This window comes from Paenibacillus hemerocallicola, assembly GCF_006265175.1.
Lineage (GTDB): Bacteria > Bacillota > Bacilli > Paenibacillales > NBRC-103111 > Paenibacillus_AB > Paenibacillus_AB hemerocallicola.
The window spans coordinates 33,690-56,376 of record NZ_VDCQ01000059.1 but is presented as its reverse complement, the minus strand read 5'-3'; the positions used below and the strand labels follow the sequence as shown (position 1 = coordinate 56,376).

Sequence of the window (22,687 nt, the reverse complement as noted above, 5' to 3'; positions counted from 1 at the left end):
CGCTCCGCTTTCGTACATTTCCCCAACCCCTTTCAGACGGTACTGTTCTCATTTTGACTTTCTCAACAACGGGGCAAGCGTGCGCCCTTCAACCGCCTTACGCCATGCTTAACTCGATAATCGCGTGAATGTGCACCCGCGGAATCGTAAACGCGATTCCGTCCTCGGTCGCTTCGACCGGCAAATCCACATTATCCGGCCGCATGACCGCTTTGCGAAGCTCGTTGTCGCGGATGACGACCCGAATGTCGTGCACCGGGGTAATATTTTCGATCGGGTTGTAAAAGGCGGTGCTTTTCTCCCCCGCATGATTGCTCTGGAAGTTGATGACGTGCAAATACGTTTTGCCGTCCTTGCGCATCAAATTCGTCTCGATATGCGTCGGCGCTTCCACTTCCGCATATTTGCGGTAATGACTCCGGAGCAAATTGTCCACGATCCGCCGCACCCAGAAATGATTCGAATGCCAATAAGAGCCGAATACCGGCGCGGCGATATACAAGGCCGTCCCTTTGCCGTACCGGTTGACGCTGATGCCCGGACAATCGCTGACGTTGCCCCCGGGCGGAATCGGATGGCGGAACGCCCTGCTGACCGCAGGTACCGTTAGCGGCCACTGGACAAAGCTCAGCGTCTCCGCGGTCGACGGCACCGTTTTGATGAACGGGGCTTCGATCAGCTGAGGAATGCGGGCGACGCCCCTCCACAGTCCGTCATGCTCGGTCAAGTAACCGACGCCGTATGGCGAACGTTCCAAATAATTGACGCCGAACAGTCCGGACAGCAAGAAGTTTTGACGTCTCCGGCAAAACGTAGCTTCGCCGGCCGAGAGCAACAGTCCGCCGTCCGCGACAAACGCTTCGAGCCGCGCCGCGGAAGCCTCCGACAGCTCGACCGTTTCGGGCAGCACGACGACGCGGTAACCGCTCAAATCCGGGAAATCGTCGTTGTAGTACATGTCGAACTGGTGGTGGCCTTCGAGCAGCATCTTGGCCGCTCCAAACGTTGCGGCATCGTCTTTGTCGTGGTACCAGTTGTTCGTGTTGTTTGCGATCAGCGCCACCTCGCGCACGCTTTCCGCCCGGATGCAATACTTCTCCCGCTCCTCCACGAAGGCGAACGCCTCGCCGATCACCTCGTACACGCCATCCTGCAGCGTCCCGTCCGGCAGCACCTGATCCCCGATATTGATTATGCCGCCGTTCGCCATGATCGTCGCGAATTCATATTTGAGCTGCTCCGCCGTTTTGCAGGACATCAGCCCCCAGCCCTCGGTGAACCGGACCGTCATAATTTGCACGGGCACTTCAAGCGTGCGGGCATAACGCGCGCGGATCGAATGGTTGTGGAAGGAGCCCGTCGCCGACGGCTGTGATTCCCACAAGCCGTAATCGCTCGTCGCGTTGACCCGATCGGGCTCGCCCATCCGCCAAGCGCCGTTGCAGTTCATCAGCACGTGCGGACGTATCCGTTTCACCGTTGCGGCAATTTCCTCCATGCAGCGCGCCGCCGTATCGATGCCGAAGCGGACCACGAGCTCGCGGTCCGTTTCCAGCAGCTCCGGCTTCATCTCGCGTCCGTACTCCTCGGCGAATTTCTTTTTGCAATACGGGCAGAAGCAATAATGGTTGTGCAAATACGGAATATCCAACAAATATCCGTCCATGTCGTACTTCTCGGTAATTTCCTTGATTTGCGGCAGGACAAGCTCCTCGCGATAAGGGCTATTGAGGCACGGCAGCTCCCATACCGTCCCTTCGGCGCCGCGCACGTTTCCGTGCTCGTCCACCTGATACCAGTCCGGATTGTCCCGAACGGCTCTCGCGTCCGTGCCGAGCGAGTAATATGCGATTACCTTGATGTCATGCTTGCGGGCCTCAGCCAGCACCTCGCCGAAGAAATCCTCCTTCAGCCCGCCGTGCTTATGCCCTACCGTATTGTCGTAAAAAGCGTTGCCGAAATGGCATTTCGTAAACACGCCGATGACGTTGACCTTCGCCCGGACGAACCGGTCGACGAACGATTTTGCGTCAAAGCTGCGAATCGCTTCCCGCGGAAACTCCGGCATATGAAAATCGACATGCACCTGACGCATGCGATCCCAGAACCAGCTGTCTTTTTTCATAAGATGAACCTCCTGCTCTATTTCTCAACAACATGAAAATATGAGACTGTTGAAAAAGTCTGCAAAGAGAGGAAGCGCCGGAGACAAGAGGTGGGGGAATGCGCTCCACATCCGTTAAAATCGTGTTGTTTATATGATTTTAGCGGTTACAACACGATTTTAAAGTCAGCCGATTCGCTTTCCGCACCTTTCCCTCACCTCTTTTTGTATGACAATTCTCTCTTTTTGACTTATTCAACAATCTGATGTTTTCCAGTTAATCCGACTTTTGCAGCAGCCTTATAAGCCAAGCCTCTCCAACTGCTCCGGGGGAGCGCCCAGCCCGACGAGCTTGTCGGCGAGCTCCCGCTGCAGCTCCGCCAGCTTGTCCGGGAGGGCTTCGGCCAAATTCGCAAACTCGTTCGGGTCCGCGCGCTTGTCGCTAAGCCACGTCGGCGTCTCCCAGGACGGACAGTCGACCGCGCGGCGCCCGTTCTCGTACGGACCGAGATCGTAGTGGATGAACCTCGCGGTACTGTGCCCGTACCAATACAAAGGCTTGTTGTCCGGCACCGGCGATTGGTGCAATATCCATTCTCCGTCCGTAATCGTCACGCTTCGTCCGAACATGCCGCTGATCGCATAGCGGCGTGTAGCCGCTGCGGAATCGCGCAGCACCGGCAGCAGGTCGATGCCGTGCCGATCCGGCGGGCAAGGACGACCTACCGCGCTCAGTACCGTCGGGTAAATGTCGACGAGCTGTACGAGCTGGCTTCGCCGTTCGCCATGCCCATCCTGCGGGTGCGCGACAATGAACGGAATGTGTCCGCAAGCGTCGTGCTGATGCGTCTGCAGCTTGCCGATCCGGCCGCGATCGCCGTTGTACGTGCCGTGATCCGAGGTGAATATGACCATCGTATTTTTCCACATATCGAGCTCGTCCAGCTTGTCCAGAAGCATGCCGAGCCACTTGTCGGTCAGCGTCACCATCGCGGCGTACCGCGCTTGCACGTGCCGCAGCTCCTCCGGCGAATAGTGGTTGCCCCACTCGTCGTACGGCACCATCGACTTCCAACGGTCCACGTCGTATCCCCGCGGATCGAACATTTTCAGCAAGTCCTCCGGAGGATCCCACGGCTCGTGCGGGTCGAAGCAGTCGATATGCATGTAGAAGTCGTCATGCGTTTTGTTCGATTCCAGCCAGTCCGCCGCCTGCGTGAACACTTGGGCGCAAAAATAATCGTTCTCCGATTTGCGCGTCAGATGGACGTTCCGATGGTGGCGTTCGACCTTATGACCCGCGTCGTCCGGGCAAGGGAAGACGATCGGGTCCGTTTTCCAGGCGTCCGCCTCGTGGCCGCGAACGAAATCGAACCCGGTGTACCCCATATGGTAATTGCCCGCGCCCTGCTCCCACAAATGAAAATGATCGGTCACCATGTAGCTGACCGGGTACCCTTGCCCAAGCTGCCAGCCGAGCGATTGATTCGGCGGACCGGATACCTGCCTCGGCAAATCGAGGTCATCATCCTCCAGGGGGCCCCAGCCGCGCTCCAGAAACTCGTACCGCCCCGTATATATATCCCTTCGGGCCGGCATGCAAGGCGTCGAGCCGCACCAGGCGTTGTCGAACACCGTGCCCCGGCGGGCGAGCCGGTCCATATTCGGCGTCGGCACGGTCCACTCCGGCTGCTCCGGGCTAACGACCCGGTTCAGCGGCCGGCCCAGATGATAAGGTCCGCAATGATCGACACGCAGCGTGTCGCAAACGATAACGATGCAATTCATCCGCTTTCCCTCCCGATCGGGATCCGGACCCGTCCGTATTCAGGCAATTCCCCCGGTTCGCCGTCTGCATGGGCGCCGGGGGAATCGGGGCCGGATCCGGTTATTTCTTGGATCCGTATTGATTGTCTTTCGTCCAGTTGTTCAACTTCATCGTATCATTCATGTCGTTCTTGAGCGTCTTCTGCATCTCGGCCGCATACTTGTCCAGCGGAACCGAATCTTCCAAATACAGCTGGCCGATCCGCACCAAATCTTCATTCAGCTTCTTGCTGATATGGGCGGCGTAGAAGTTGACCAGAATGCGTTCCCCGACGAATTGAAAGCCTTGCAGATGATCGGGAAGCTTGACGCCGACGAGCGTCGTCGCCGTATACATTTTGTTTCCCATCACCGTCGCCACTTCCGGCGAGGACAAATATTTGAGGAAATCGACGGACGCCTCCAGCTTGTCGCCGGTCACTTTTTTCGGAATCGTGAACACCATGTCCGGGTATCCGCCCAGCTCGTAATATTTCTCGGCCGCATTCGGATGTTCTTTCTTCGTCAAGTAAGGCAGCGCGAACGTGCCGAATTCGAATTTTCTCGCTTTCGAATCCTGAATCGTGTTCAGCTCGTAATTGCCGGCCATGACCATCGCGACGTCGCCGCGGATGAACATTTCCTTCGCCGTGTCTCCGTTCATGCCGTTATAGCCTTTGGCGAAATATTGCGACCAGTCCTTGATGATCGGCATAACGCCGAACCAGTCCGCGGCCTGCAGGTTAATCGTATCTTGGTCGACGGCGCCCGCGATCTCGTTCAGCTCCAGCTGGCGGTTCTGGTTCCAGTCGTACGACTTGACCTTATCGGCCGCGATCTGGTTCGTCATCAGATTGGTGACCCACAGCAAATGGTTGTCGCCGGGCTTCGAATTGGCGAAGGCGAACGGCGTCACCCCCGCCGCTTTCAGCTTCTTCTGCACATCGATAAATTCGGTCCATGTCTTCGGTACTTGCAGGCCTTGCTTCTTGAACAAATCCTGATTGTAGAATACGCGAATCGCCAGCGTTTGCAGAGCGACTCCCGACAGCTTGGCCGATATCGGATTTTTCATCTCGTTCAGAATCGTCGGCGTAAACGTGTCCTTCCACGTCTTATTGTCCGTATACGGATTCGGCTTGTCATATTCCGCCGTCAAATCGACGAGCAGATCCTTGTTCAAATCTTCGTGCGTCCATGTGTAGCGGCTCGGCACGATTTCCGGAGCCGTACCGCCGATCAGGCCTGTCGTCAGCCATGTGCGAAAGGCGTCGCCGTCGTTCGGCGCATAATCGAGCTTGATTTTCACATTCGGCTTTTTCTGCGCATAGCCGTTCACGATTTCCTGCCATACCGCCTTGATCTCCTCCTGCTTCGGCGTTTCCACGGCAAACGTCAGATTGATCGTCTTCTCGCCGCCCTCCGCGGTTTTGGTATCGTCCGACTTGGACGTGCTGCAGGCCGCGAGGAGGATGGACGATGCCACTGCAAGCGTCAAGCCTTTCGAGAATAATCTCTTTGTTCCATTCGACATCGGATTACACCCCTTATGTGTATAATGGCTTTCTTCTATCCTAACCTTTCACCGCCCCCGACGTTATGCCGGAGATAAAAGGCTTGGTAGCGACTAGAAAGAGCGCGAGCAGCGGGATCGACGAGATGATATATCCGGCCAGCTTGACGCTGATGCCTTGATCCATGCTGCCGGTCACGGTGCTTAAAGCGAGAATGACGGGCTTGACCTTCTCCCCCGTAGTCGAGACGAGCGGCCAAATATAGTTGTTCCAGCCGGACAGGAAGTTGATGATCGACACCGTGGAAATGACCGGCAGCGAAAGCGGCATGACCACTTTGGCGAAAATTTGCAGCTCTCCGGCTCCTTCCGTTTCGGCCGCCTCCAGCAAGCTTCGCGGCAGCCCCTCGAAAAACGTCCTCATCAGAAACGTCGCCATCGAAGCGCCGAACGCCATCGGAGGAAATATTTGCCCTTGATACGTATTCAGCATGCCCAGCTTCTGTACGAGCAAAAACTGCGGGATGAGAATGAGGAAGCCCGGCACCATCATGAGCGACAGGATGAGCATGAACAGCACGTTTTTGCCGGGATACGAAAACCGCATGAACGAATAGCCCGCGAACGACGAAATGATCAGTACGCCGATTACGATACAGCTGGAGATAAACACCGTGTTCCAGATGAAAGGTCCGATTTGCTTGAACGCCGTCACGTAATTATCGAGATGCAGCGGGAAGCCGACGCCCCAGAAGTTCAAAATCATTTGCTCGGAATATTTCAGCGAGCTGACGATCAGCATATAGAAAGGAAACAGCGTCAGCCCGAGCAGGATCGCCAGCACCAAGTAATGCGGCACGGCCGCCAATCGGAATCGCATGGGCGAATCCCCCCTCTCTAGTCGATAGTCTCTGTGTTTTTGACGAACCGGTTATTCGCCCAGGTCAGCAGCAATAACAGCAGGAACAGGACGAGACCGATCGCGGAGGCATACCCCATTTTGCTATAGGAGAAGCCTTGAATATACAAGTATAGCGCGGGGGTCATCGTCGATTGTCCAGGACCGCCGTTGGTCAGTACGAGAATGTTCTCGAAGCTTTGGATTTGCTGGATGATCGTCAGCACCATGACCATCTTCAGCTGGCTGCGCACGAGCGGCAGCTCCAGATGCATGAACCGCTGCAAGGCGTTCATGCCGTCAAGCTTGGCAACCTCGAACAGTTCGCCGGAAATCGCCATCAAACCCGCCAAATAAATAAGAAACGTGATTCCCCCGATCCACGGGAAGTTGACGAAGATGACACTCCATAGTGCCGTCTTGCTTTCGCCGAGCCAGGCATGGGTCCACGATTCGAGTCCGATTTGCCCGAGCAGCTCGTTCAATACGCCGTAATCTCCGGCGAAAATCCATTGCCAGGTCAAGTAAATGACGATGCCCGGAATGACGAGCGGAATGACGAACCAGAGCTTGAACATATTTTGCAGCCGGTTGTGCTTGATATGGAACACGAGAACGGCGGCCAGCAAAGGCACCGTCAGTTGAATGAGCACCCCGGTTACGGTAAATATTCCCATGTTTTTCAGCGATACGTAAAACGTCCTGTCTCGAAACAACTGGACGAAGTTGTCGAGTCCGATGAACGTCCGGACGTTCGCACCGTTCCAATCGTAGAACGACATGATCAGCGCGTTGAAGAAAGGAATGTACTTGAACGTCGCAAGCACGGCAAACACCGGGATCAGGAAAGCATAGCCCTTCCAATGCTTGCGGAATAGTCGTGATGCGGATGCAGCCATGATGTTTCGACCCCCCGTCGATCGTATAGCGGCTATACAAGCTTAGCGAGGAACCTGCTTTGGCAGTTATCCGGCTTCGGCTTATACGGCATGTACGGTAGCGTTTTCTCGATAGGTTAACTGTACGTGAAAACGTTTTACATTTCGAGGTGACATTCTTTGTTTCGGAGGGGGGCCATTTTTTTGCATCCGGTTCGGATGGGCGGCGGGTAAGTGAAGGGCATGAAACATATGCTATACTAAGTGGCAAAGCTGAGCGGCGCTCTGCCTTTCTGGAGCGTCCGCCGTTTATCAAGACGATGAGTCATGAGCGCCAATCAGGCCGTGAATCGTCAACAAAGGCGGGGACACGGATGAATGTATTGATCGTGGACGACCAAAGACTTTCCCGCGCCGGGCTTGTCAAAATGATCGAATGGGAGAAACTCGGGCTTACGCCGGCGGGAGAATGCGCGAACGGCCGGGATGCGCTCGAGCGGATCGGGGACGCGGAAGCGGATATCGTCATTACCGACGTACGCATGCCGATCATGAACGGGCTCGAGCTGATCGAGAAAGCGAAGGAGCAGTATCCCGATATCGCATATGTCGTGGTCAGCGGCTACGACGATTTCCAATATGTGCGCAAATCGATTCAGTTGACCGTGGCCGACTATCTGCTCAAGCCGGTAGATCCCGGGGAGCTGAACGAGCTCCTGGCCGGACTCGTTCGGCGGGGCGAGGAACGGCACAGGAAGGCGGAAGCGGATTTGCTCAGATGGCGCGAGCAGTTTTTCCACTTTCTGCTTGAAGGCGCTTACGGGGAAACCGGCTCGAAGCTGATCTCGGAGTTTGCCGAAATCCGCTTCGCGGATCCGGAGGACCGGTTCGTGGCCGCCGTATTCGAAAGCAGGCTGGACAAGCCGGCCGTATACGAGACGCTGCGTCCGCTCGCCGACCGGCTGGCCGTGTGCGTCCTGCGCATCCGCGGCGTCTATCTGCTGATAGCCGCCGCTCCGTCGCTCGTCGCGGGCGATATCGCCTCGGAGCTGAAGCGATTGGCGGATAGCAGCCGGGAAATCGCCAGAATCAGCATCGGCAACGCGGCGGAAGGCATCATCAAGGTGAAGGAAACGGTCGGCCAAGCGTTCGATGCCTACACGATCCGGACAAGCCGGAAGGCGGACCGTGCGGACGAGCCGGCCACTTTCGAGAGTCTGGAAGCGGAAACCGCGGATTTCGTGCCGCTAAGCGCCGCGTGGGAGCAGGAATGGGCGTTCCATCTCCGGCAGGGCAATCGGCGCGCGGCTCTGGACAAGCTCGACGAGCTGCTGGATATCGGCCACTCCGCCCATCCCGACATCGTGGACGGTTCGTATCATTACGTGCTGCTGCGCGGAGCCCGCGAGCTGTACGAAGCCGGACTCATCCGCGAGCCCGACTTCCTCGAAGCTTGCCGCATCGCGAGATCGCTCCCTTCGATCGTCTCGCTGGACGACAAACAGCGGACGGTGACTGATTTTTTCCGCAATCGTCTGAAGGAGACGGACAGCGAGAACGCGATGGAGACGCGCCTCGCCGTAGAGAAAGCCAAAGCGTACATCGATACCCATTATTGCCAAACGATCAATTTGTCCGAGCTGGCCCAGAACAGCTACATGAGCCCCGGCTACTTCAGCTCGCTGTTCCGCCAGCATACGGGGAGAAACTTTCTCGACTACGTCGCCCATCTGCGGATCGAGCACGCCAAGTCGCTGCTCGCGGCCGATCCGAGCCGTAAAATAGCCGACGTGGCGCTGCAGTGCGGGTACCAGGACCTGAAATATTTCCGCAAGCTGTTCAAGCGCCATACGGGTATTACCCCGGTCAGCTACAAGGAGGATGCGGCCCGGTGATCGGCATAATCGTTCGCATCGTAAGCGGCATACGGGACAGCATCCGCAAAAAGCTGTTTCTGTCTTATTTTATCGTCATTCTCATTCCGCTCGTGCTGATCGGAAGCATCCTGTTCGTTACGATGCTGTCCATTACCGAACGGCAAACGCTAGACAAGCGGGCGGTGGAGATGAAGCTCGTATCGCAGCAACTGCAAGCTTACACCGATCAGTTGGAGCTTTATTCCCGGGTCATCTACACCGGTGAGGTGCAAGCTTTGCTGAACGCCGGACCTCCCGCCGACCCGATCGCCTATACCCGCTGGAGAAGCGCGCTGTTCCAGCAGTTCGAGGAATGGTACGGCTATATGAACATCAAGGCGGCGATCCAGAACGTCACGATCGTCAGGGCGGACGGTACGGCTATCGCCAAGGAGCAAATTTATGCGCCCGAAGCCGCATTCGCGGGCGAGTCCTGGTACCGCGAGGCGATCGCGCGGCAAGGCGAAGTCGTCATAGCCGGCCCGTTTATCCGCCCTTTCTCGAACCCGCGCGCCGCCACGAATCCGCACACGTTCTCGCTGATCCGCAAAATCAACAACCCGCTCGGCGGCGCGGACCTCGGCGGCATCGTCGTGGATATAAACGTCATGGATCTCGCGCGGCTTCTGACCAGCTTGAACTTGCTTGACATGACGATTTTGAACGCGGACGATTCCGTCGTCTACGCGGGACGTACGGAAACAATCGGGCAAAAGTGGCCTTACGGGGCAAGCATCCGCGATGCGGAGTCGGGGTGGATCGAGGCGAACGGGGAGCGGATGTTCGTCAATACCGGAGAGCTGCCGGCGACCGGCTGGCGCTTCGTCAGTCTGGACCCGCTCAGCACGCTCTCGGTATATTCCGTGGCGTTCCGCAACCTGACGATCGGAGTAGGGCTGGTCGCCCTGCTCGTCGCGCTGGTTATCTCGACCTATATCGCCGGGCGCATTACGAAGCCGCTTCGTACGCTGCAGCGGAACATGAAGCGGGTGCAGGCCGGCCGCTTCGATATCCGGCTGGACGTCACCCGCACGGACGAGGTCGGACAGCTCACCCATAGCTTCAATCAAATGACCGAACGGGTGCAGACGCTCGTCAATGACGTATACAAAGCGGAAATTATCCGCAAGGAGGCGCAGCTCAAGGCGCTCCACTCGCAAATCAACCCGCACTTCCTGTACAACACGCTCGACTCGATGAACGCCATCGCCATGCTGGAGGAGGTGCCGCTGCTCGGCCGAATGTCGAAAATGCTCGCGGACATGTTCCGCTACAGTATCTCCCAGGGCGAACAGGTCGTGCCGCTCGGCGACGAGCTGAACCAGGTGAAGCGGTATGTGGAAATCCAGCAAATCCGCTACGACTACAAATTCAACCTGTTGTTGTCGGTACCGGACAACCTGCTGTCCTATCGCATTCCGAAGCTGACCTTGCAGCCCATCGTGGAAAACGCCGTCTACCATGGACTCGAAATGATTCCGGACGAAGGCATCCTGGCCATTACGGCGTACGAAGCGGCCGACGCCGTAGTGATCGAGGTGTTCGATAACGGCGGCGGCATCCCCGAGGAGGAGCTGGAGCTGATCCGCCAAAAGATGCATGAACCGATCGATTATGCCGATCATCTCGGTCTCGCCAACGTGCAGGAGCGGCTGCAGCTGCATTACGGCGACGAGTACGGGATTACGGTGGATAGTCTGTACGGCCGGGCGACGAACGTCGTTTACCGGCTGCCCCCGTTCGCGGAATTAAAAAACAACCCGAACCGTTCGTAAAGGACGGATCGGGTTGTTTGGCTTGAAGCCCCGCACCTGCGAGATAAGTTTCATTGGGAACGCTGCAGCGTGAATACCGCCCGATTTTCTCCGACAATCGTGCCGTTCCCGTTTGTAAAATGCTTCGGACACAGCCCGTAGAGGCGGTCTATCGTCTCGGTGCGGTCGTAGCCGATCTGCTCCAGAATCGAAGCGACGACCATCGGCCACTTGTCCTCGGAGCCGTCCATCACTTTCAGCGCGAAGGCGGTACGCTCCTTGCGCAGCCCGAAGCAGTAGACGCCTTTGGCCCCTCCCTTCGCCACGATGTTGTCGTCCATCAGCAGCGTCGAACAGATCATTCCCGTGCCCGATACCATCTCGTAATGCTCGTTCATCAGCTTCGTCATCCGTTCCACGGCCGTTCGCGTCAACGGGTCGGCGATCAGCTCCGGACAGGCGAGCTTCAAATACGCTTTGGCCAAATTCGACAACGGGATGGCGAATACGGGAAAGCCGCAGCCGTCAATGCCGATGCGGATATGCTCCCGCGGATACTCGGACAGCATCGACAGCGTACGGACGATTTCCTGCTGCGCCGGATGGTCGGGATGCTCGTAGCCTTCCAGTGGAAATCCTTCGCTACGGCAAAGCGCCAATATGCCCAGATGCTTGCCCGAGCAATTGTGGTACAGCCGGCGCGGAGGCAGCCCGGCCTCGACAAGGGCATCCTTCGCCTTGACATTAAGCGGGTAAGAGCTGTGGCAGACGAGGTCGCTCTCTTGAACGCCGATTTTGCCGAGCATCGATTCGAGCGCGTCCACATGAAACGGCTCCGACCGATGCGAAGCGGTCATGATAGCCTGCTCCTTGCCCGAAAGCCCGTACCGCTCCCCTATGCCGAGGCGGAACGCAGGAATCGCCTGGAACGGCTTCGCCGCAGATCGCAAATAGGTCATATGATGCGGGGTGCCTACCCGGTACAAGGTGTCGCCCGAATAGGAAACTCCGCAAATATGTCCCGCATATTCGCACTCGACCAATCCGCCCCGACGTTCTTCGATTAACAATTCGCTCATGATGATGTCCTCCCGGGATGTGGTTTTTCCTTGCTTCTGCTCCGGAGCCCGGATCAGCATGCCGCATTGCCGGCCACGATCGCTGCCGCCGCTTTGACTTTCTCCGGATCGATCGTCTGCAGCGCGTCGGAATGACGGCGGACGCCGGTGCCCATATGAACCTCGGAAACGCCCGTATCGCGCAGGAACGATTCGAGCGACTCCACGGTAAGCCCGCTTCCCGCAAGCAGCGTGATCGACAGCTCCCGACTTAAACGGTCGAGCGTCCGAATTTGCTCTACGGCCTCCAAAGCGCTCGGCTTGCCGCCCGAAGTCAGTACCCGCCGAACTTGCGGATAGCGGGCCAATAGGCTAAGCGCCGCCATTTGATCGACGGTTTCATCGAATGCCCGATGAAAGGTTACCGATAACCCCCCTGACACATCCAAAACCCTCCGCAGCGCGCCCTCGTCCACCTGCCGCTCGTCCGTCAAAGCGCCGACGACGATCCCCGCTGCGCCAAGCTCGCGGATCGTACGAATATCCGTCAGCATCGTCCGCATATCGTCCTCGTCGTAACAAAACGTGTTGGCGTGCGGCCTGACCATCACGTGTACGGGAATGCTCACGGCGTCCAGCACCCGCTCGATCAAGCCGAAGCTGGGCGTCACACCGCCTTCCCGAATGCCGGATATGAGCTCGATCCGATCCGATCCGCCCGCCTCGGCCAGTTTGGCATCGGCCACGCTTGTCGCAATCACTTCCAGCATCATGCAAGCTTCCCTCTTTTCCTTATGCAGTCGCGCGGCTGCCGGCTCCCGCTTTATCAGCCTACCATCGCGATATCCGATCGCCCGTTCGCCGGCAGCCGCGCCAAGTTCGACGACTGCATTCTACCACAGCGGGACGAGAAAAGAAATCTATTAAAAAACGGAAGAACGCAATCCCGGCGTTCTTCCTATGAACCGTACTAAGAAGATTAAAGCGAGCCTGACGCCTGACTGACCCAGGATACCAGCTGTCCGGAATCAAACGTATCCCCTTTGCGCAGCTTCAACGTTTTTCTTTCCGGAGGACCCTCGAACATGCCTTCAGGCAGCTCCAGTTCCGCTGTATGAAAGATCGTAAAGCTGACCGCGTCTTTCGAGGTCGAGATGGCAGCGGCGTATTTTCCGTTTTTCAAAAAATGGGGCTTCTTGTATTGAATGCGCTCATGCACATCCGGTATGGCACGGTGGACAACCTCACGCAGCTTGGCGGACAGTTCCCCGTGCCATGGTTCTTTTAACGCTTCAATAAAATCCGTTACTTCCTGATTCATTCCGCATACTCTCCTTTTTAGGAATCCGAATTGTCTGCGAGCCTCCGCAATTCGATCTCGCACCCGCCGCGCCCCGCCGGAGCCGGCAACCGGAGCGCCCAATTCAAAGCTTCGTCCTCGGTCCTCGCCTCGATCAGGGTAAATTCCGCAATGATCTCTTGATTGGCCGGAAAAGGACCGGCCTGCACCTCCGGCTCTCCGCCATGCGATGGATACGATATCCTTATCCCGGTCGAGCTCGGCTGAAGCTCCTCTGCAGCAAGGAGCACACCGGCTTTGGCCAAAGACTGCTTGTACGCGATCCTTGCATCGTTGTGTTCCCGGCTATGGTTTACTCCAGCCTCCGAATACCCTGTCGCCTTGACAATCAACATAAATCGCACTGTTGTTCCCCTCCTATTTCGATGCTGCGGACTCGCAATCAGCGGCCCGATTCAGTAAAAGTGCCCGTTCACGCTCATTCCGGGTCATGGATGCGGCGCGTTCAAATTGTGTTCGGGCTTCATCGTACCGCCCCAGCTTCGCCAGGAGATCGCCGCGAACGCTCGGCAGCAGATGGTATCCCTTTAAGGAAGGTTCGGCATTCAGCTCATCGACAATCTGCAGACCGAACGCCGGACCAAACGCCATGGAAATGGCGACCGCCCGGTTTAATTCGACGATCGGCGAAGGCGTTACTCTCGATAGCGCTTCGTATAGAGCGGCAATTCGGGTCCAATCCGTCTCGGCTGCGGTCGGCGCCTGTGCATGGCAAGCGGAAATCGCAGCCTGCAGCGAGTAAGGCCCGAGCGTTCGTCCAAGTCTCCGGCTGCGCTCCAGCGCCGCCAAGCCGCGGCGGATGAGCAGCTGATCCCACTGCGCCCGGTTTTGATCCATGAGCAGAACGGGTTCTCCCCTGGAGTTAACCCGGGTTTTAAACCGCGAAGATTGAATCTCCATTAAGGAGACCAGTCCGTGAACTTCCGGTTCATGAGGGGTGATCTCGGCAAGAACGCGCCCCAATCTCAGAGCCTCCTGACACAGCAGCGGACGGATCCAGTGATCCCCGGAGGTTGCCGAATAGCCTTCATTGAACATAAGGTAAATCACCTCGAGTACTGTAGACAGGCGGTCAATGAATTCCTCCCCGGCAGGCACCTCGAAAGGAACCTTCTCGGCGCTGAGGGTTCTCTTGGCCCGGACAATTCGCTGGGCAATCGTCGATTCGGCGGCGAGGAACGAACGCGCGATTTCATCCGTAGTCAGCCCGCATAACAGGCGAAGCGTCAGAGCGACCCTGGCATCCCGCGATAACACCGGATGGCAGGTCATAAAGATCAGACGAAGGAGATCGTCGCCGATTTCCCCGTCCAAAGCCTGATCCATATCCTCCTCCGTATATAAATCCATACTGTGGGCGATCTCTGCGTACTTCTGATCACGCAGCTTGGACCTGCGCATAAGATCGATCGCACGCCGCTTCGCCGTCGTCATCAGCCAGGCGCCCGGATTGTCCGGAATGCCGCTCTCCGGCCATCGTTCAAGGGCAATGACCAAGGCATCCTGGGCCAAATCCTCCGCGAGACCTACGTCCCGCATCATTCGCGTCAACCCCGCGATAAGCTTTGCCGACTCCATTCGCCATATCGCATCAACGGTTCGATGAGCATGGGACAGGCTCACGCTTTTTTCCGCTCCCGTACCTGTTTGCGAAGTGCCGCTTCTTTCGCCAGCGATTCGGGATTGTCCATTAAGTCTTCCGCCTCGAACACCTGTCTGAGCTCGATCTCGCCTTGTCCAAATCCATGGGGGTCCGGCATACGCATAGCCCATTCAATGGCTTCTTCTCTCGATTTGACCTCAATCAGCGTATATCCGGCGACCATTTCTTTGGCTTCCGTAAACGGACCGTCCATAACCTTCGGTTTGCCTCCAGGCTCCGGATAAGAAATCCGGATTCCGCTGGAGCTGGGCTGCAGTCCGTCGGCAGCGAGCAAAACGCCGGCTTTCACCAATTCCTCGTTATATTTCTGCATCGCTTCGATAAGCTCCTGGCTGGGCATAGTCCCCACCTCTGAATCCGTAGTAGCTTTAACTATCATCATAAATCTCATAAATGTATACCTCCTATTTTATGGCGAAGCTTCGTATATCGGTGTAAAACCGCCCGTGTAAACCCACTTCTGTACAAGACGAATCTAACTTGACCGGATCGACAGCCGATTTATTATTTTCGGCATAAAATAGCGGAACCGGCGTATGTTATGGACCCGAATACCCGTGTCGACGGCAACATAACGGAAAACTGTTCCTCTATTTCTGCTGCCCACGATCATTTTTACCCCCTAAGATCGAAATAGCGGAAATCTGCTCCGTTATAATCAGAAGCGCAGCGGAATCCGGAACAATAACGGAATATAGTTCCTCTATTTATGGCGACGTCTTGCACGCGCTTCTTCACATGGCCGCTTGGTCGTATGCGGATCATGCTTTCGCACTGGGAAAACCGTCTATCGACGTATTTCAAGGGTGAGCGACCGCGATTCAGCTGTTGTTTTCCTGGTAAAGCTTCGCTTTACCGCCTTAGCGAAGTTAAGCTTGCTTTATCGTTAAAAAATGCTGCCAGCTCTGACGATATTAATTTTGTATCGAGTTTCTTCGTATGGCCGAGTCCTTTTTTACTCACCAGCTGCGCATTGGGGAGCACGTTGGCCAATGCCTTGGCACTATGACGCAGCACAGACGGGCTCTCGGCGCCTTCGAGCACCAGCGTCGGCATCGTGACCGTACTCCACAATCGTGCAGGCAGCGACTTTCCGTCCATATATCCGTCCAGCAAGGCCGCATCGTAGGGGAGCGTGTGCGCAACGGCCATTAGCTTGGACCATACGCCCGGCATCATGCGCATCAAGCCGACAACGAATGAAGGTGCACCCATGCCCTCGGTCATAAAGTACTTGATGGCCTCTGCCCTTCGATTAGCGGCAATAAGCTCGATGACGTGTTTTACGAAATTTTTCGGCGGTGTGCGATCCGCGGCATCGACCACGAATGGAGGTTCGTGCAGAGCCAATTTCGCAATGCTTACCCCGCTCGCTGCTGCCTGCAGGGCAAGAACCGCTCCGGATGACAATCCCCACACATGGGCCGAGCCGCCGGCTTCATCAATTACTGCCTGAAGATCTTCAATCTCGCGCGTTATATCGTACGGCTGTGTGTCTCCGCTATCGCCGCGGCCTCGGCGGTCGTAATTGTAGACCGTGAACCGCTCTGACAACAACTTGGCCAGCTGCACCTGCCCCGGAAATTTCCGGTAACTGAACGCGCCCGCTACCAGTATGAGTGCGGGCCCCCGACCGACTTTGTCATAGGCGATTTTGGTGCCGTCTCTTGAAGTTACTGTGTCCATGGTATGTCTCCTTTGCTATTGTACCAGATTGTTTATATATAAAGACGACGAACCGCCGGCGGCAAAATCGACACCTCCGCAAAAATAATTAATTTTTCTATTATAAAAGACATATTCCTGCCGCCAAACAATTATTGACGCATGCTCCTGTCAAAACAAACGACAAGAACATACGTCAATAGATCCGGAAATGGCTAATTTTTTTATGATTCGGACTTATCCGAATGAAAATCGGTTACGGAAAGTCCAGCTCCTCGTCGACCACGCGGAAAGTATCGGCGAGTTTGGTCGGATATCGCTTCTCGAGCTCCTCCCAGCTTTCCTTCGGAAGCACCAGAAAATCATGGGTGTCGGACATATAGGAACCTTCGAACAGGCGAATCTCGTATTTCGGTTGGATGATCTCGTTAAAACCTCGAATCGTTATGTATCGATCTTTGCCGGAGAAGCTCAACCGAACCGGGAACGGTGTCCCGTTATAGGTAACGAGCAGCCCGTCCTTTGTATTGTCGACTTCGACCGTTTCGTCCGGCAGCCGCTCGCCGAATAATCGGACAATTTCTTCATCGTATTCCCGCCAGTCCACCGTAACGCCGAATACGAACGAAAAAACGATCGGAATTTGCTCCTCGATCGTATATTCCTCGGCCATTTCCTCGATGTCGCTCATGATCCGTCCTTTTCGGAAACGTTCCTCGTACTTCTCGATAAAACGGTTCAACTGCTCCCGGTCTCCCTCGAACAAAAACGTCAAGTCCTGCTCGTCCGGCATTCGCATACGCCATTTCTCCTTTGCCTATGATATCGATTGCTTGTTGCCTCGTTATCGATCTTCGCCAATTAATCCCGTCGGAACCACTACGGATCTAGCTGTAATAGCGCAGCCACTCCCTCCATTAAATGTACAATCCTTCGGAAACGGTACACATCCGTCTTTCGCCCTAATCCTTTGCCTATTATTGCGCCGGGCTTTGACTGTTACGGCTCAACCCTAACGCAAAAAGCGGATGACCCATTTCGTTCGGCAAATTGGTTTATTTGTTCATCTATTATTGAATGTCACCCAAGCACTCTTCCGGAACTAAATAAAAGCAGCCCCGGCACCAGTACCAAAGCTGCTTTATTTATACTTTTTGTAATTTTTTTAAAAAAAGTTCATTGTCACTTGCTTCCCGCATCTATCCATTAAAAACGATCCAGTTCCACTATTCATTCACAACAGAGGGGTGAGCCAGAACCGCATGCATTGGGTAACTTCTAGAGAGAGTGCTTTTTCGTAAAAAACGATTGCATGGAGGGATCGAATATGCTCGGTGGAATTGCGCTTAAGCTTGTGACCAGTTTTTTTATTTTATGGGCGATCACTTTGTTTATGGGCAAGAAGGAAATCTCTCAGCTGACTCCCCTCGATTTCTTCACATCGCTCGTGTTGAGCGAATTGGTGGGAGAGGCGATCTACGATGATCAGTTAAAGCTGTATCACCTGTTGTTCACTTTAGGCATATGGACATCGCTGACACTGTTGTTCGAGAAAATTACGATTCGTTTCGTCAAGCTCGGCTATGTTGCGGAAGGCAAAGCAAGCTTGCTTATTGACGACGGCAAAATCAATTTGAAGCTGATGAAAAAGAACAATGTGGACTTCAAGCAGCTCTGCTTCGGGAGCAGGACATTTTCTCGATCCATGAAGTACGGTATGCGGTTATGGAGTCTAATGGGGCGCTGTCCGTAATGAAGAAACCGGAATACGAATCCGTCAAAGTCAAGGATTTGAACTTGAACCCGAACGGAGCGCCGCTTACCATTACCGTAATTGAGAATGGAGTATTTCTTCAGGAAGCTTTGAAGGGCAAGCCGGTCGACCGTCAGATCATTATGGAGTTGGCCCGTAATCAGGGGGTCGAGGATTTGAAGGAAATCGCGTACGGAGAATATGACGTCGGGGGAGAATTAAGATTGATCAGGCTTACTCCCCAGAAACGATTGCGATAATAAAAACCAATGACAGGAATGCACAAAGCGGCACATACAAATACGTGTCCATCTTGGAGAACAATGTGGTTGCCTTTTTCTTGAAAATCCCGAAATAATGAAAATCGCCAATTACCCGCACCGCAAAAACACCGGCACATACCCAAGCACCCATTCGGACAATGAAATATTGCCCAGAAAGGTCAAGGAGATTGGCTTGAACAAGGAGAATGACTCCCGCCGCGCCGACCAGTAAAGCCACGACAAGAGTAGCCCCGATACCGGGAGTAAAGGCTCGCTTGCCATTGTGCCGGGGGATAACGGCACCGACGCCCCATTTTCCCCCGAAAGCCCAGAAAACGTGGAGCAAGCCGATTGCAAACAGAATGCATGCAGCGAATAAAGAGATTGCCGTTATCATCCGATCTTCCTCCTGCTGTCGCGATTTCATTATCATGAAATAACGAGCTTCATGAGTTGTAAGGCAGGTCCGTGACTGGCGGCACGGGCTGCGGCGGCGCAAGCTGCAGCCTCATCGGTATCGCGGGCTGCGGCGTGGGCAGCTTCAATCTGCGAGCGATGGCACCATCTGGACGTATAATTTCAAACCCCATAACATCGCATAGCTTTGAAGCTATTTCATTCTTGGGCCTGCGGCTAAGCTCGATACACGTGGTCCATACACCCATATTATCTTGTTGTAAACGTGATAGCTATAGGATGATTAGCTATAATCAAAGCTTATCGAATACGAACTCTAGCATGGCATATCCACTGCGAGTTTCAACTTTTTCAATCCTTGCTGTTCCGCGTTCAGCGCACGACTTATTGCAAGACTCGCTTAGGATAGAGCTTCGTCATCCCGGATACCGTCGATGAGTACGTTCCGATTGTTTTACAATTCCATTCAGGGCGCTCTCTGTTGTCCTGAAGCATTCAATGGGCGTTCATCACCTTCGTTTTTCGTGCTTTTGTATGTCATTTACTTCACCCTCCCAGGCGATTTATAATGCAATCATAAAGTCGCGCAGCAGAGCGGATTTAGCATTCAGGAAATCGCTGTTTTGTTAGATGGCTCTGAATCGGATTATTCGCTTTCCGAGCGATGGGAGCAGAAGGCGAAACAGAAACGCTCGGAACTGAAGGATAGGAAGATACAAATCAATTCGATGCTACAGATTCCGGATAATCACTTGAACTGCAAATGCCTTGTCTGGTCGGAATGCATGGAGAAGATACAAGACACCGGTACGTGTTAGAAAGGGGCATTTCATCTTGCTTTCGGCTATTTTCATTTTTGTACTTGCTGGACTCGCTGAAATTGGCGGGGGTTATATGGTTTGGCTATGGCTGCGGGAATCGAAGCCCTTTTGGTATGGCATTGTCGGAAGCATCGTCCTCATTTTGTACGGCATCATTCCAACGCTGCAAAGTTTCCCCTCGTTTGGGCGGGTCTACGCGGCTTACGGCGGCGTGTTTGTTATACTCGCTGTTTTTTGGGGATGGCTCGTTGATAAGAAAGCACCCGATATGTACGATTGGATAGGGGCCGCTATATGCGTTGCAGGCGTCTCTGTCATGTTATGGGCACCGAGAAGCTAGGCTTAAGATTTACTGCTTTAATCGCCTTGTCAGCGCCTTCAAAGCTGCCGTCTGTTGTCGCGGCAGCTTCGTGGCGCAGTCAATAGTTGATGCGCAATCACACCAAAACCCTAACTTGGCGAGTTTATTGAGCTACTATTTCCGTCTTGACCGTTGATTCAAATTTGCTGTTCTGCATTATGTTTTAACAGCAGCTCCTCGCTCTCCTCTACCCCTTACCGCTCTGCTTGCAGACAAAAAAAGCCCCCCGTTCAAAAGCCGTAAATTCGATTCTACGAGAAATAACTCAGTTTTTGTAGGTGGGTATTACAAAACCGTTTCAACGGTCTTAAACAGGATATAAACGGCGTTAAAATCGCTATTTTATTGTAGGGAGATATAGGTTATATTTATACAACGAATTCGAAAATTCTTGTCGCATTTATCCGGAAAATGTTTGACAAAATAGAGGTGTATACCCGATGGGGGTTATTCTTCATTTAGTCTTGATTGTACTGGCCGTGAACCGCGTGTATTCCACTGAAAAAACGGTACGCCTTGCGCCAAATATGGCTTGGTTGGAGTGTGGTAACCCATGAGCGCAATTACACTAATTTTGTGGGTAGTCGTTGCCGTATTTGCCGGGGCTTTAATGAGAGCAATTTTTGGATTTGGAGAAGCTATTGTAAGCATGCCTCTGCTGGCACTGCTGCCGATTCCTTTGCAAACCTCCGTCTCCCTGATCGGATTAGCCGGGCTTACCGTCGCGATACTTACACTCTTTAGAGGAAGGCAGCATATTGACCGCCCTGTCTTGATTCGACTAGCCATTACAACTTCGATTGGAGTGCCTGTCGGACTTATTGTGCTTAACACGGTTCCTTCGACTATCATTACAAGCGGACTTGGTATGTTTTTGATAGCTTACGGGTTTTACTGCATAGCAAAAAAAAGACTTTATCGCGCCGTGGAACATCCGTTGCTGAACGACCGGGGCTGGGCGCTGCCGTTTGGCTTTGCTTCCGGCGTGTTGGGTAGCGCATATAATATGAACGGTGTCCCCGTTGTGGTGTTTGGAACGTTGAGAGGTTGGGCTCCCGACCGACTGCGTGGCACATTGCAAGCCCATTTTGTCGTTTCCGGCGCTCTGGTAGTTGTCGGACATGCAATCGGCGGACTATGGTCCAATGAATCCTTTTCTTATTTTGCCTTTTCGCTCCCTGCCATTTTAGGGGCTACCGTATTAGGAACTTATCTAAATAAGCGAATCCCCACTCCAAAATTCGAGCTCTACTTGTTTCTTGTAATTGTAGCTCTTGGCATTCTGCTGTTACTTCCACGCGGAGTGCATTAATTGATCGGCGCAGCAAGGCATGGCTTTCTAGGCGATTTAAGCCGGCAGTCGGCCGTAGTAATAATAGCGGCAGTCAATTCGCTTGGACTTTGATCTAATAGATTGGAAGTGCTTCTGCTAATGTTGTGGCAGCGGGTTCCTGCCGGAGGGAGCGGCGGTCCCTTTCTACCACAAACATCGAACAAGCTCAAATCGAATTAAGGAAACACAAGTAAGCCGTAGAGCAGGCTCCGGTCGGAAATAGTGCCCCTCCTGAGGGGCATTCTTCCGAGCTCCCCACCGTCGCTTGTCAGGCGGGAGCCTTAAAAGTCGATCCAATTGATTCGACTTGCGTTCAAGCCTTGCCTCAAATACCGTTTATCTTTGTTCCTATGTTCTCCATTACCTCTTTTGTTCGTTCCATTAAACTTGGCTCACTTGGAACCTTTTCGGTTGCCTGTCCGTCCAAAATTATCGGTGCTCCGTCACCATTCATTTCGTTTCGACCCTCAGAATCGATAACCGGTTTATGCCCGCTTTTTTCCATTTGAAACTCCTTTGTTTAGATTTCTTTGTACCTGCTAGTATTTAAACACCTACTATTATTCCGATATCCCGATCCTTTATGCAGGTAATTTGGTTGTTCCAGCTACCCAATGTTCGGGTCACCTCTCTGAATTCTGGAATTCAGCATCTCCAAATAGTGAGAATTGTACATAATACCAAGCACGTTTCCGAAAGGATCTATGACGGAAGCCGTGATGAATCCCTCTCCGCGGTATACGAGTGGTTCGTACTCTTCCGCTCCCATGGCCTTCAAATTGTTAAGTGCGGCTTCTATATCATCTACATGCCAGTACATAATGGCACCACCGGAACCAGCCGTTGCTTGTGCCGGTGCAAAACGACGATGGATCAACCCCAGTTCGTGCTGATAGTCCCCTATGCGAAACTCGACATAGGCCAGCTTACCGTCAGGCCCTGAACGTTCGAAGTAGGGCGCTCTGCCCAGCAGCTCTGAGTACCAAGCCTTTGCCGCCTCCATATCTTCTGCCCAGTAACTGATGGTCGCAAATCCTCGTAATGTATGTTTTATGCTCATATTCAAGTTTCCTCCCAAGATTATTGCTGGTTATTAATACCACTATAAGCAACCATGACTGACA

At 54.1% G+C, this 22,687-nt stretch carries 22 protein-coding genes and 1 pseudogene; 7 read left to right on the top strand and 16 right to left on the bottom strand.

Annotated elements, in window-relative coordinates; genetic code table 11:
• Positions 1–97: 97 nt before the first annotated feature.
• The 5 genes from FE784_RS30775 to FE784_RS30755 form a co-directional block, all read right to left on the bottom strand.
• Positions 98–2,125, bottom strand: a complete 2,028-nt coding sequence (locus FE784_RS30775; protein WP_139606097.1) for a family 10 glycosylhydrolase — start codon at positions 2,123–2,125, stop codon at positions 98–100.
• Between the two features lie 279 nt (positions 2,126–2,404).
• The gene (locus tag FE784_RS30770; protein ID WP_139606096.1) at positions 2,405–3,892 is read right to left on the bottom strand and encodes a sulfatase; all 1,488 of its coding nucleotides are present in this window, start codon (positions 3,890–3,892) and stop codon (positions 2,405–2,407) included.
• Positions 3,893–3,992: 100 nt separating this feature from the next.
• Positions 3,993–5,444 carry an ABC transporter substrate-binding protein gene (locus FE784_RS30765; protein WP_139606095.1) on the bottom strand — a complete coding sequence of 484 codons (1,452 nt, stop codon included), beginning with the start codon at positions 5,442–5,444 and terminating at the stop codon, positions 3,993–3,995.
• 40 nt (positions 5,445–5,484) lie between these two features.
• The gene (locus FE784_RS30760; protein ID WP_139606094.1) at positions 5,485–6,303 is read right to left on the bottom strand and encodes a carbohydrate ABC transporter permease; all 819 of its coding nucleotides are present in this window, start codon (positions 6,301–6,303) and stop codon (positions 5,485–5,487) included.
• A gap of 17 nt (positions 6,304–6,320) precedes the next feature.
• Entirely contained in the window at positions 6,321–7,220 is a 900-nt protein-coding gene (locus FE784_RS30755; protein ID WP_139606093.1) for a carbohydrate ABC transporter permease, read from the bottom strand.
• A gap of 353 nt (positions 7,221–7,573) precedes the next feature.
• Between FE784_RS30755 and FE784_RS30750 the strand changes: the two genes are divergently transcribed.
• Together FE784_RS30750 and FE784_RS30745 are read left to right on the top strand one after the other, a co-directional pair.
• Entirely contained in the window at positions 7,574–9,094 is a 1,521-nt protein-coding gene (locus FE784_RS30750) for a response regulator (protein ID WP_176706645.1), read from the top strand.
• Positions 9,091–10,890 (top strand): cache domain-containing sensor histidine kinase, encoded by a 1,800-nt coding sequence (locus FE784_RS30745; protein ID WP_139606091.1) that lies wholly within the window; start codon positions 9,091–9,093, stop codon positions 10,888–10,890. Before FE784_RS30750 ends, FE784_RS30745 begins: the two co-directional genes overlap by 4 nt.
• A gap of 50 nt (positions 10,891–10,940) precedes the next feature.
• Here the strand turns inward: FE784_RS30745 and FE784_RS30740 are convergent, their stop codons facing one another.
• The 8 genes from FE784_RS30740 to FE784_RS30705 form a co-directional block, all read right to left on the bottom strand.
• Entirely contained in the window at positions 10,941–11,948 is a 1,008-nt protein-coding gene (locus tag FE784_RS30740; protein ID WP_139606090.1) for an asparaginase, read from the bottom strand.
• 53 nt (positions 11,949–12,001) lie between these two features.
• Entirely contained in the window at positions 12,002–12,700 is a 699-nt protein-coding gene (locus tag FE784_RS30735) for a copper homeostasis protein CutC (RefSeq protein WP_139606089.1), read from the bottom strand.
• A 206-nt stretch (positions 12,701–12,906) separates the two neighbouring features.
• Positions 12,907–13,248 carry a DUF1801 domain-containing protein gene (locus tag FE784_RS30730; protein ID WP_139606088.1) on the bottom strand — a complete coding sequence of 114 codons (342 nt, stop codon included), beginning with the start codon at positions 13,246–13,248 and terminating at the stop codon, positions 12,907–12,909.
• Positions 13,249–13,265: 17 nt separating this feature from the next.
• Positions 13,266–13,622, bottom strand: a complete 357-nt coding sequence (locus FE784_RS30725; protein WP_246132271.1) for a YciI family protein — start codon at positions 13,620–13,622, stop codon at positions 13,266–13,268.
• 22 nt (positions 13,623–13,644) lie between these two features.
• A complete protein-coding gene (locus FE784_RS30720) occupies positions 13,645–14,910 on the bottom strand; it encodes an RNA polymerase sigma factor (protein WP_139606086.1) in 1,266 nt (421 codons plus the stop codon).
• Positions 14,907–15,341, bottom strand: coding sequence for a YciI family protein (locus FE784_RS30715; protein ID WP_139606085.1), 435 nt, complete (start codon positions 15,339–15,341; stop codon positions 14,907–14,909). Before FE784_RS30715 ends, FE784_RS30720 begins: the two co-directional genes overlap by 4 nt.
• 461 nt (positions 15,342–15,802) lie before the next feature.
• Entirely contained in the window at positions 15,803–16,636 is an 834-nt protein-coding gene (locus FE784_RS30710) for an alpha/beta fold hydrolase (RefSeq protein WP_139606084.1), read from the bottom strand.
• A 235-nt stretch (positions 16,637–16,871) separates the two neighbouring features.
• A complete protein-coding gene (locus FE784_RS30705; protein ID WP_139606083.1) occupies positions 16,872–17,414 on the bottom strand; it encodes a hypothetical protein in 543 nt (180 codons plus the stop codon).
• 528 nt (positions 17,415–17,942) lie between these two features.
• On the opposite strand from FE784_RS30705, the gene FE784_RS42155 reads away from it, so the two are divergent.
• Together FE784_RS42155 and FE784_RS42150 are read left to right on the top strand one after the other, a co-directional pair.
• Complete coding sequence (locus tag FE784_RS42155; RefSeq protein ID WP_246132269.1) at positions 17,943–18,368, top strand: DUF421 domain-containing protein; 426 nt, start codon at positions 17,943–17,945, stop codon at positions 18,366–18,368.
• Positions 18,341–18,628: a DUF421 domain-containing protein gene (locus FE784_RS42150; protein ID WP_246132268.1), complete on the top strand. Its 288-nt coding sequence runs from the start codon at positions 18,341–18,343 to the stop codon at positions 18,626–18,628. The genes FE784_RS42155 and FE784_RS42150 overlap by 28 nt, the downstream gene beginning before the upstream one ends.
• On the opposite strand, the gene FE784_RS30695 is transcribed toward FE784_RS42150, so the two are convergent.
• Positions 18,603–19,025 carry a DUF3995 domain-containing protein gene (locus FE784_RS30695; protein ID WP_139606108.1) on the bottom strand — a complete coding sequence of 141 codons (423 nt, stop codon included), beginning with the start codon at positions 19,023–19,025 and terminating at the stop codon, positions 18,603–18,605. The two genes, FE784_RS42150 and FE784_RS30695, sit on opposite strands and share 26 nt — an antisense overlap.
• Positions 19,026–19,641: 616 nt before the next feature.
• Between FE784_RS30695 and FE784_RS42990 the strand changes: the two are divergent.
• From FE784_RS42990 to FE784_RS30680, 3 genes and pseudogenes are all read left to right on the top strand, one after another.
• Positions 19,642–19,866 (top strand): annotated as a pseudogene (locus FE784_RS42990) (MerR family transcriptional regulator); the annotation flags it as partial.
• A gap of 16 nt (positions 19,867–19,882) precedes the next feature.
• Complete coding sequence (locus FE784_RS30685) at positions 19,883–20,209, top strand: YnfA family protein (protein ID WP_139606082.1); 327 nt, start codon at positions 19,883–19,885, stop codon at positions 20,207–20,209.
• A 574-nt stretch (positions 20,210–20,783) separates the two neighbouring features.
• Positions 20,784–21,542, top strand: coding sequence for a sulfite exporter TauE/SafE family protein (locus FE784_RS30680; protein WP_139606081.1), 759 nt, complete (start codon positions 20,784–20,786; stop codon positions 21,540–21,542).
• 346 nt (positions 21,543–21,888) lie between these two features.
• On the opposite strand, the gene FE784_RS30675 is transcribed toward FE784_RS30680, so the two are convergent.
• Together FE784_RS30675 and FE784_RS30670 are read right to left on the bottom strand one after the other, a co-directional pair.
• Positions 21,889–22,068, bottom strand: a complete 180-nt coding sequence (locus tag FE784_RS30675) for a hypothetical protein (protein WP_139606080.1) — start codon at positions 22,066–22,068, stop codon at positions 21,889–21,891.
• Positions 22,069–22,170: 102 nt separating this feature from the next.
• On the bottom strand, positions 22,171–22,623 hold the full coding sequence (locus FE784_RS30670) for a VOC family protein (protein ID WP_139606079.1): 453 nt from the start codon (positions 22,621–22,623) through the stop codon (positions 22,171–22,173).
• Positions 22,624–22,687 lie beyond the last annotated feature (64 nt).

What these genes read in the sequence shown, in the direction of transcription:
- FE784_RS30675 (WP_139606080.1), bottom strand. Translation starts at nt 22,068, where the DNA reads ATGGAAAAAAGCGGGCATAAACCGGTTATCGATTCTGAGGGTCGAAAC.
- FE784_RS30750 (WP_176706645.1), top strand. Translation starts at nt 7,574, where the DNA reads ATGAATGTATTGATCGTGGACGACCAAAGACTTTCCCGCGCCGGGCTT.
- FE784_RS30770 (WP_139606096.1), bottom strand. Translation starts at nt 3,892, where the DNA reads ATGAATTGCATCGTTATCGTTTGCGACACGCTGCGTGTCGATCATTGC.
- FE784_RS30710 (WP_139606084.1), bottom strand. Translation starts at nt 16,636, where the DNA reads ATGGACACAGTAACTTCAAGAGACGGCACCAAAATCGCCTATGACAAA.
- FE784_RS30740 (WP_139606090.1), bottom strand. Translation starts at nt 11,948, where the DNA reads ATGAGCGAATTGTTAATCGAAGAACGTCGGGGCGGATTGGTCGAGTGC.
- FE784_RS30755 (WP_139606093.1), bottom strand. Translation starts at nt 7,220, where the DNA reads ATGGCTGCATCCGCATCACGACTATTCCGCAAGCATTGGAAGGGCTAT.
- FE784_RS30775 (WP_139606097.1), bottom strand. Translation starts at nt 2,125, where the DNA reads ATGAAAAAAGACAGCTGGTTCTGGGATCGCATGCGTCAGGTGCATGTC.
- FE784_RS30765 (WP_139606095.1), bottom strand. Translation starts at nt 5,444, where the DNA reads ATGTCGAATGGAACAAAGAGATTATTCTCGAAAGGCTTGACGCTTGCA.
- FE784_RS30705 (WP_139606083.1), bottom strand. Translation starts at nt 17,414, where the DNA reads ATGCGAATGCCGGACGAGCAGGACTTGACGTTTTTGTTCGAGGGAGAC.
- FE784_RS30735 (WP_139606089.1), bottom strand. Translation starts at nt 12,700, where the DNA reads ATGATGCTGGAAGTGATTGCGACAAGCGTGGCCGATGCCAAACTGGCC.
- FE784_RS30725 (WP_246132271.1), bottom strand. Translation starts at nt 13,622, where the DNA reads ATGTTGATTGTCAAGGCGACAGGGTATTCGGAGGCTGGAGTAAACCAT.
- FE784_RS30715 (WP_139606085.1), bottom strand. Translation starts at nt 15,341, where the DNA reads ATGAGATTTATGATGATAGTTAAAGCTACTACGGATTCAGAGGTGGGG.
- FE784_RS30670 (WP_139606079.1), bottom strand. Translation starts at nt 22,623, where the DNA reads ATGAGCATAAAACATACATTACGAGGATTTGCGACCATCAGTTACTGG.
- FE784_RS42155 (WP_246132269.1), top strand. Translation starts at nt 17,943, where the DNA reads ATGCTCGGTGGAATTGCGCTTAAGCTTGTGACCAGTTTTTTTATTTTA.
- FE784_RS30730 (WP_139606088.1), bottom strand. Translation starts at nt 13,248, where the DNA reads ATGAATCAGGAAGTAACGGATTTTATTGAAGCGTTAAAAGAACCATGG.
- FE784_RS30760 (WP_139606094.1), bottom strand. Translation starts at nt 6,303, where the DNA reads ATGCGATTCCGATTGGCGGCCGTGCCGCATTACTTGGTGCTGGCGATC.
- FE784_RS42150 (WP_246132268.1), top strand. Translation starts at nt 18,341, where the DNA reads ATGGAGTCTAATGGGGCGCTGTCCGTAATGAAGAAACCGGAATACGAA.
- FE784_RS30680 (WP_139606081.1), top strand. Translation starts at nt 20,784, where the DNA reads ATGAGCGCAATTACACTAATTTTGTGGGTAGTCGTTGCCGTATTTGCC.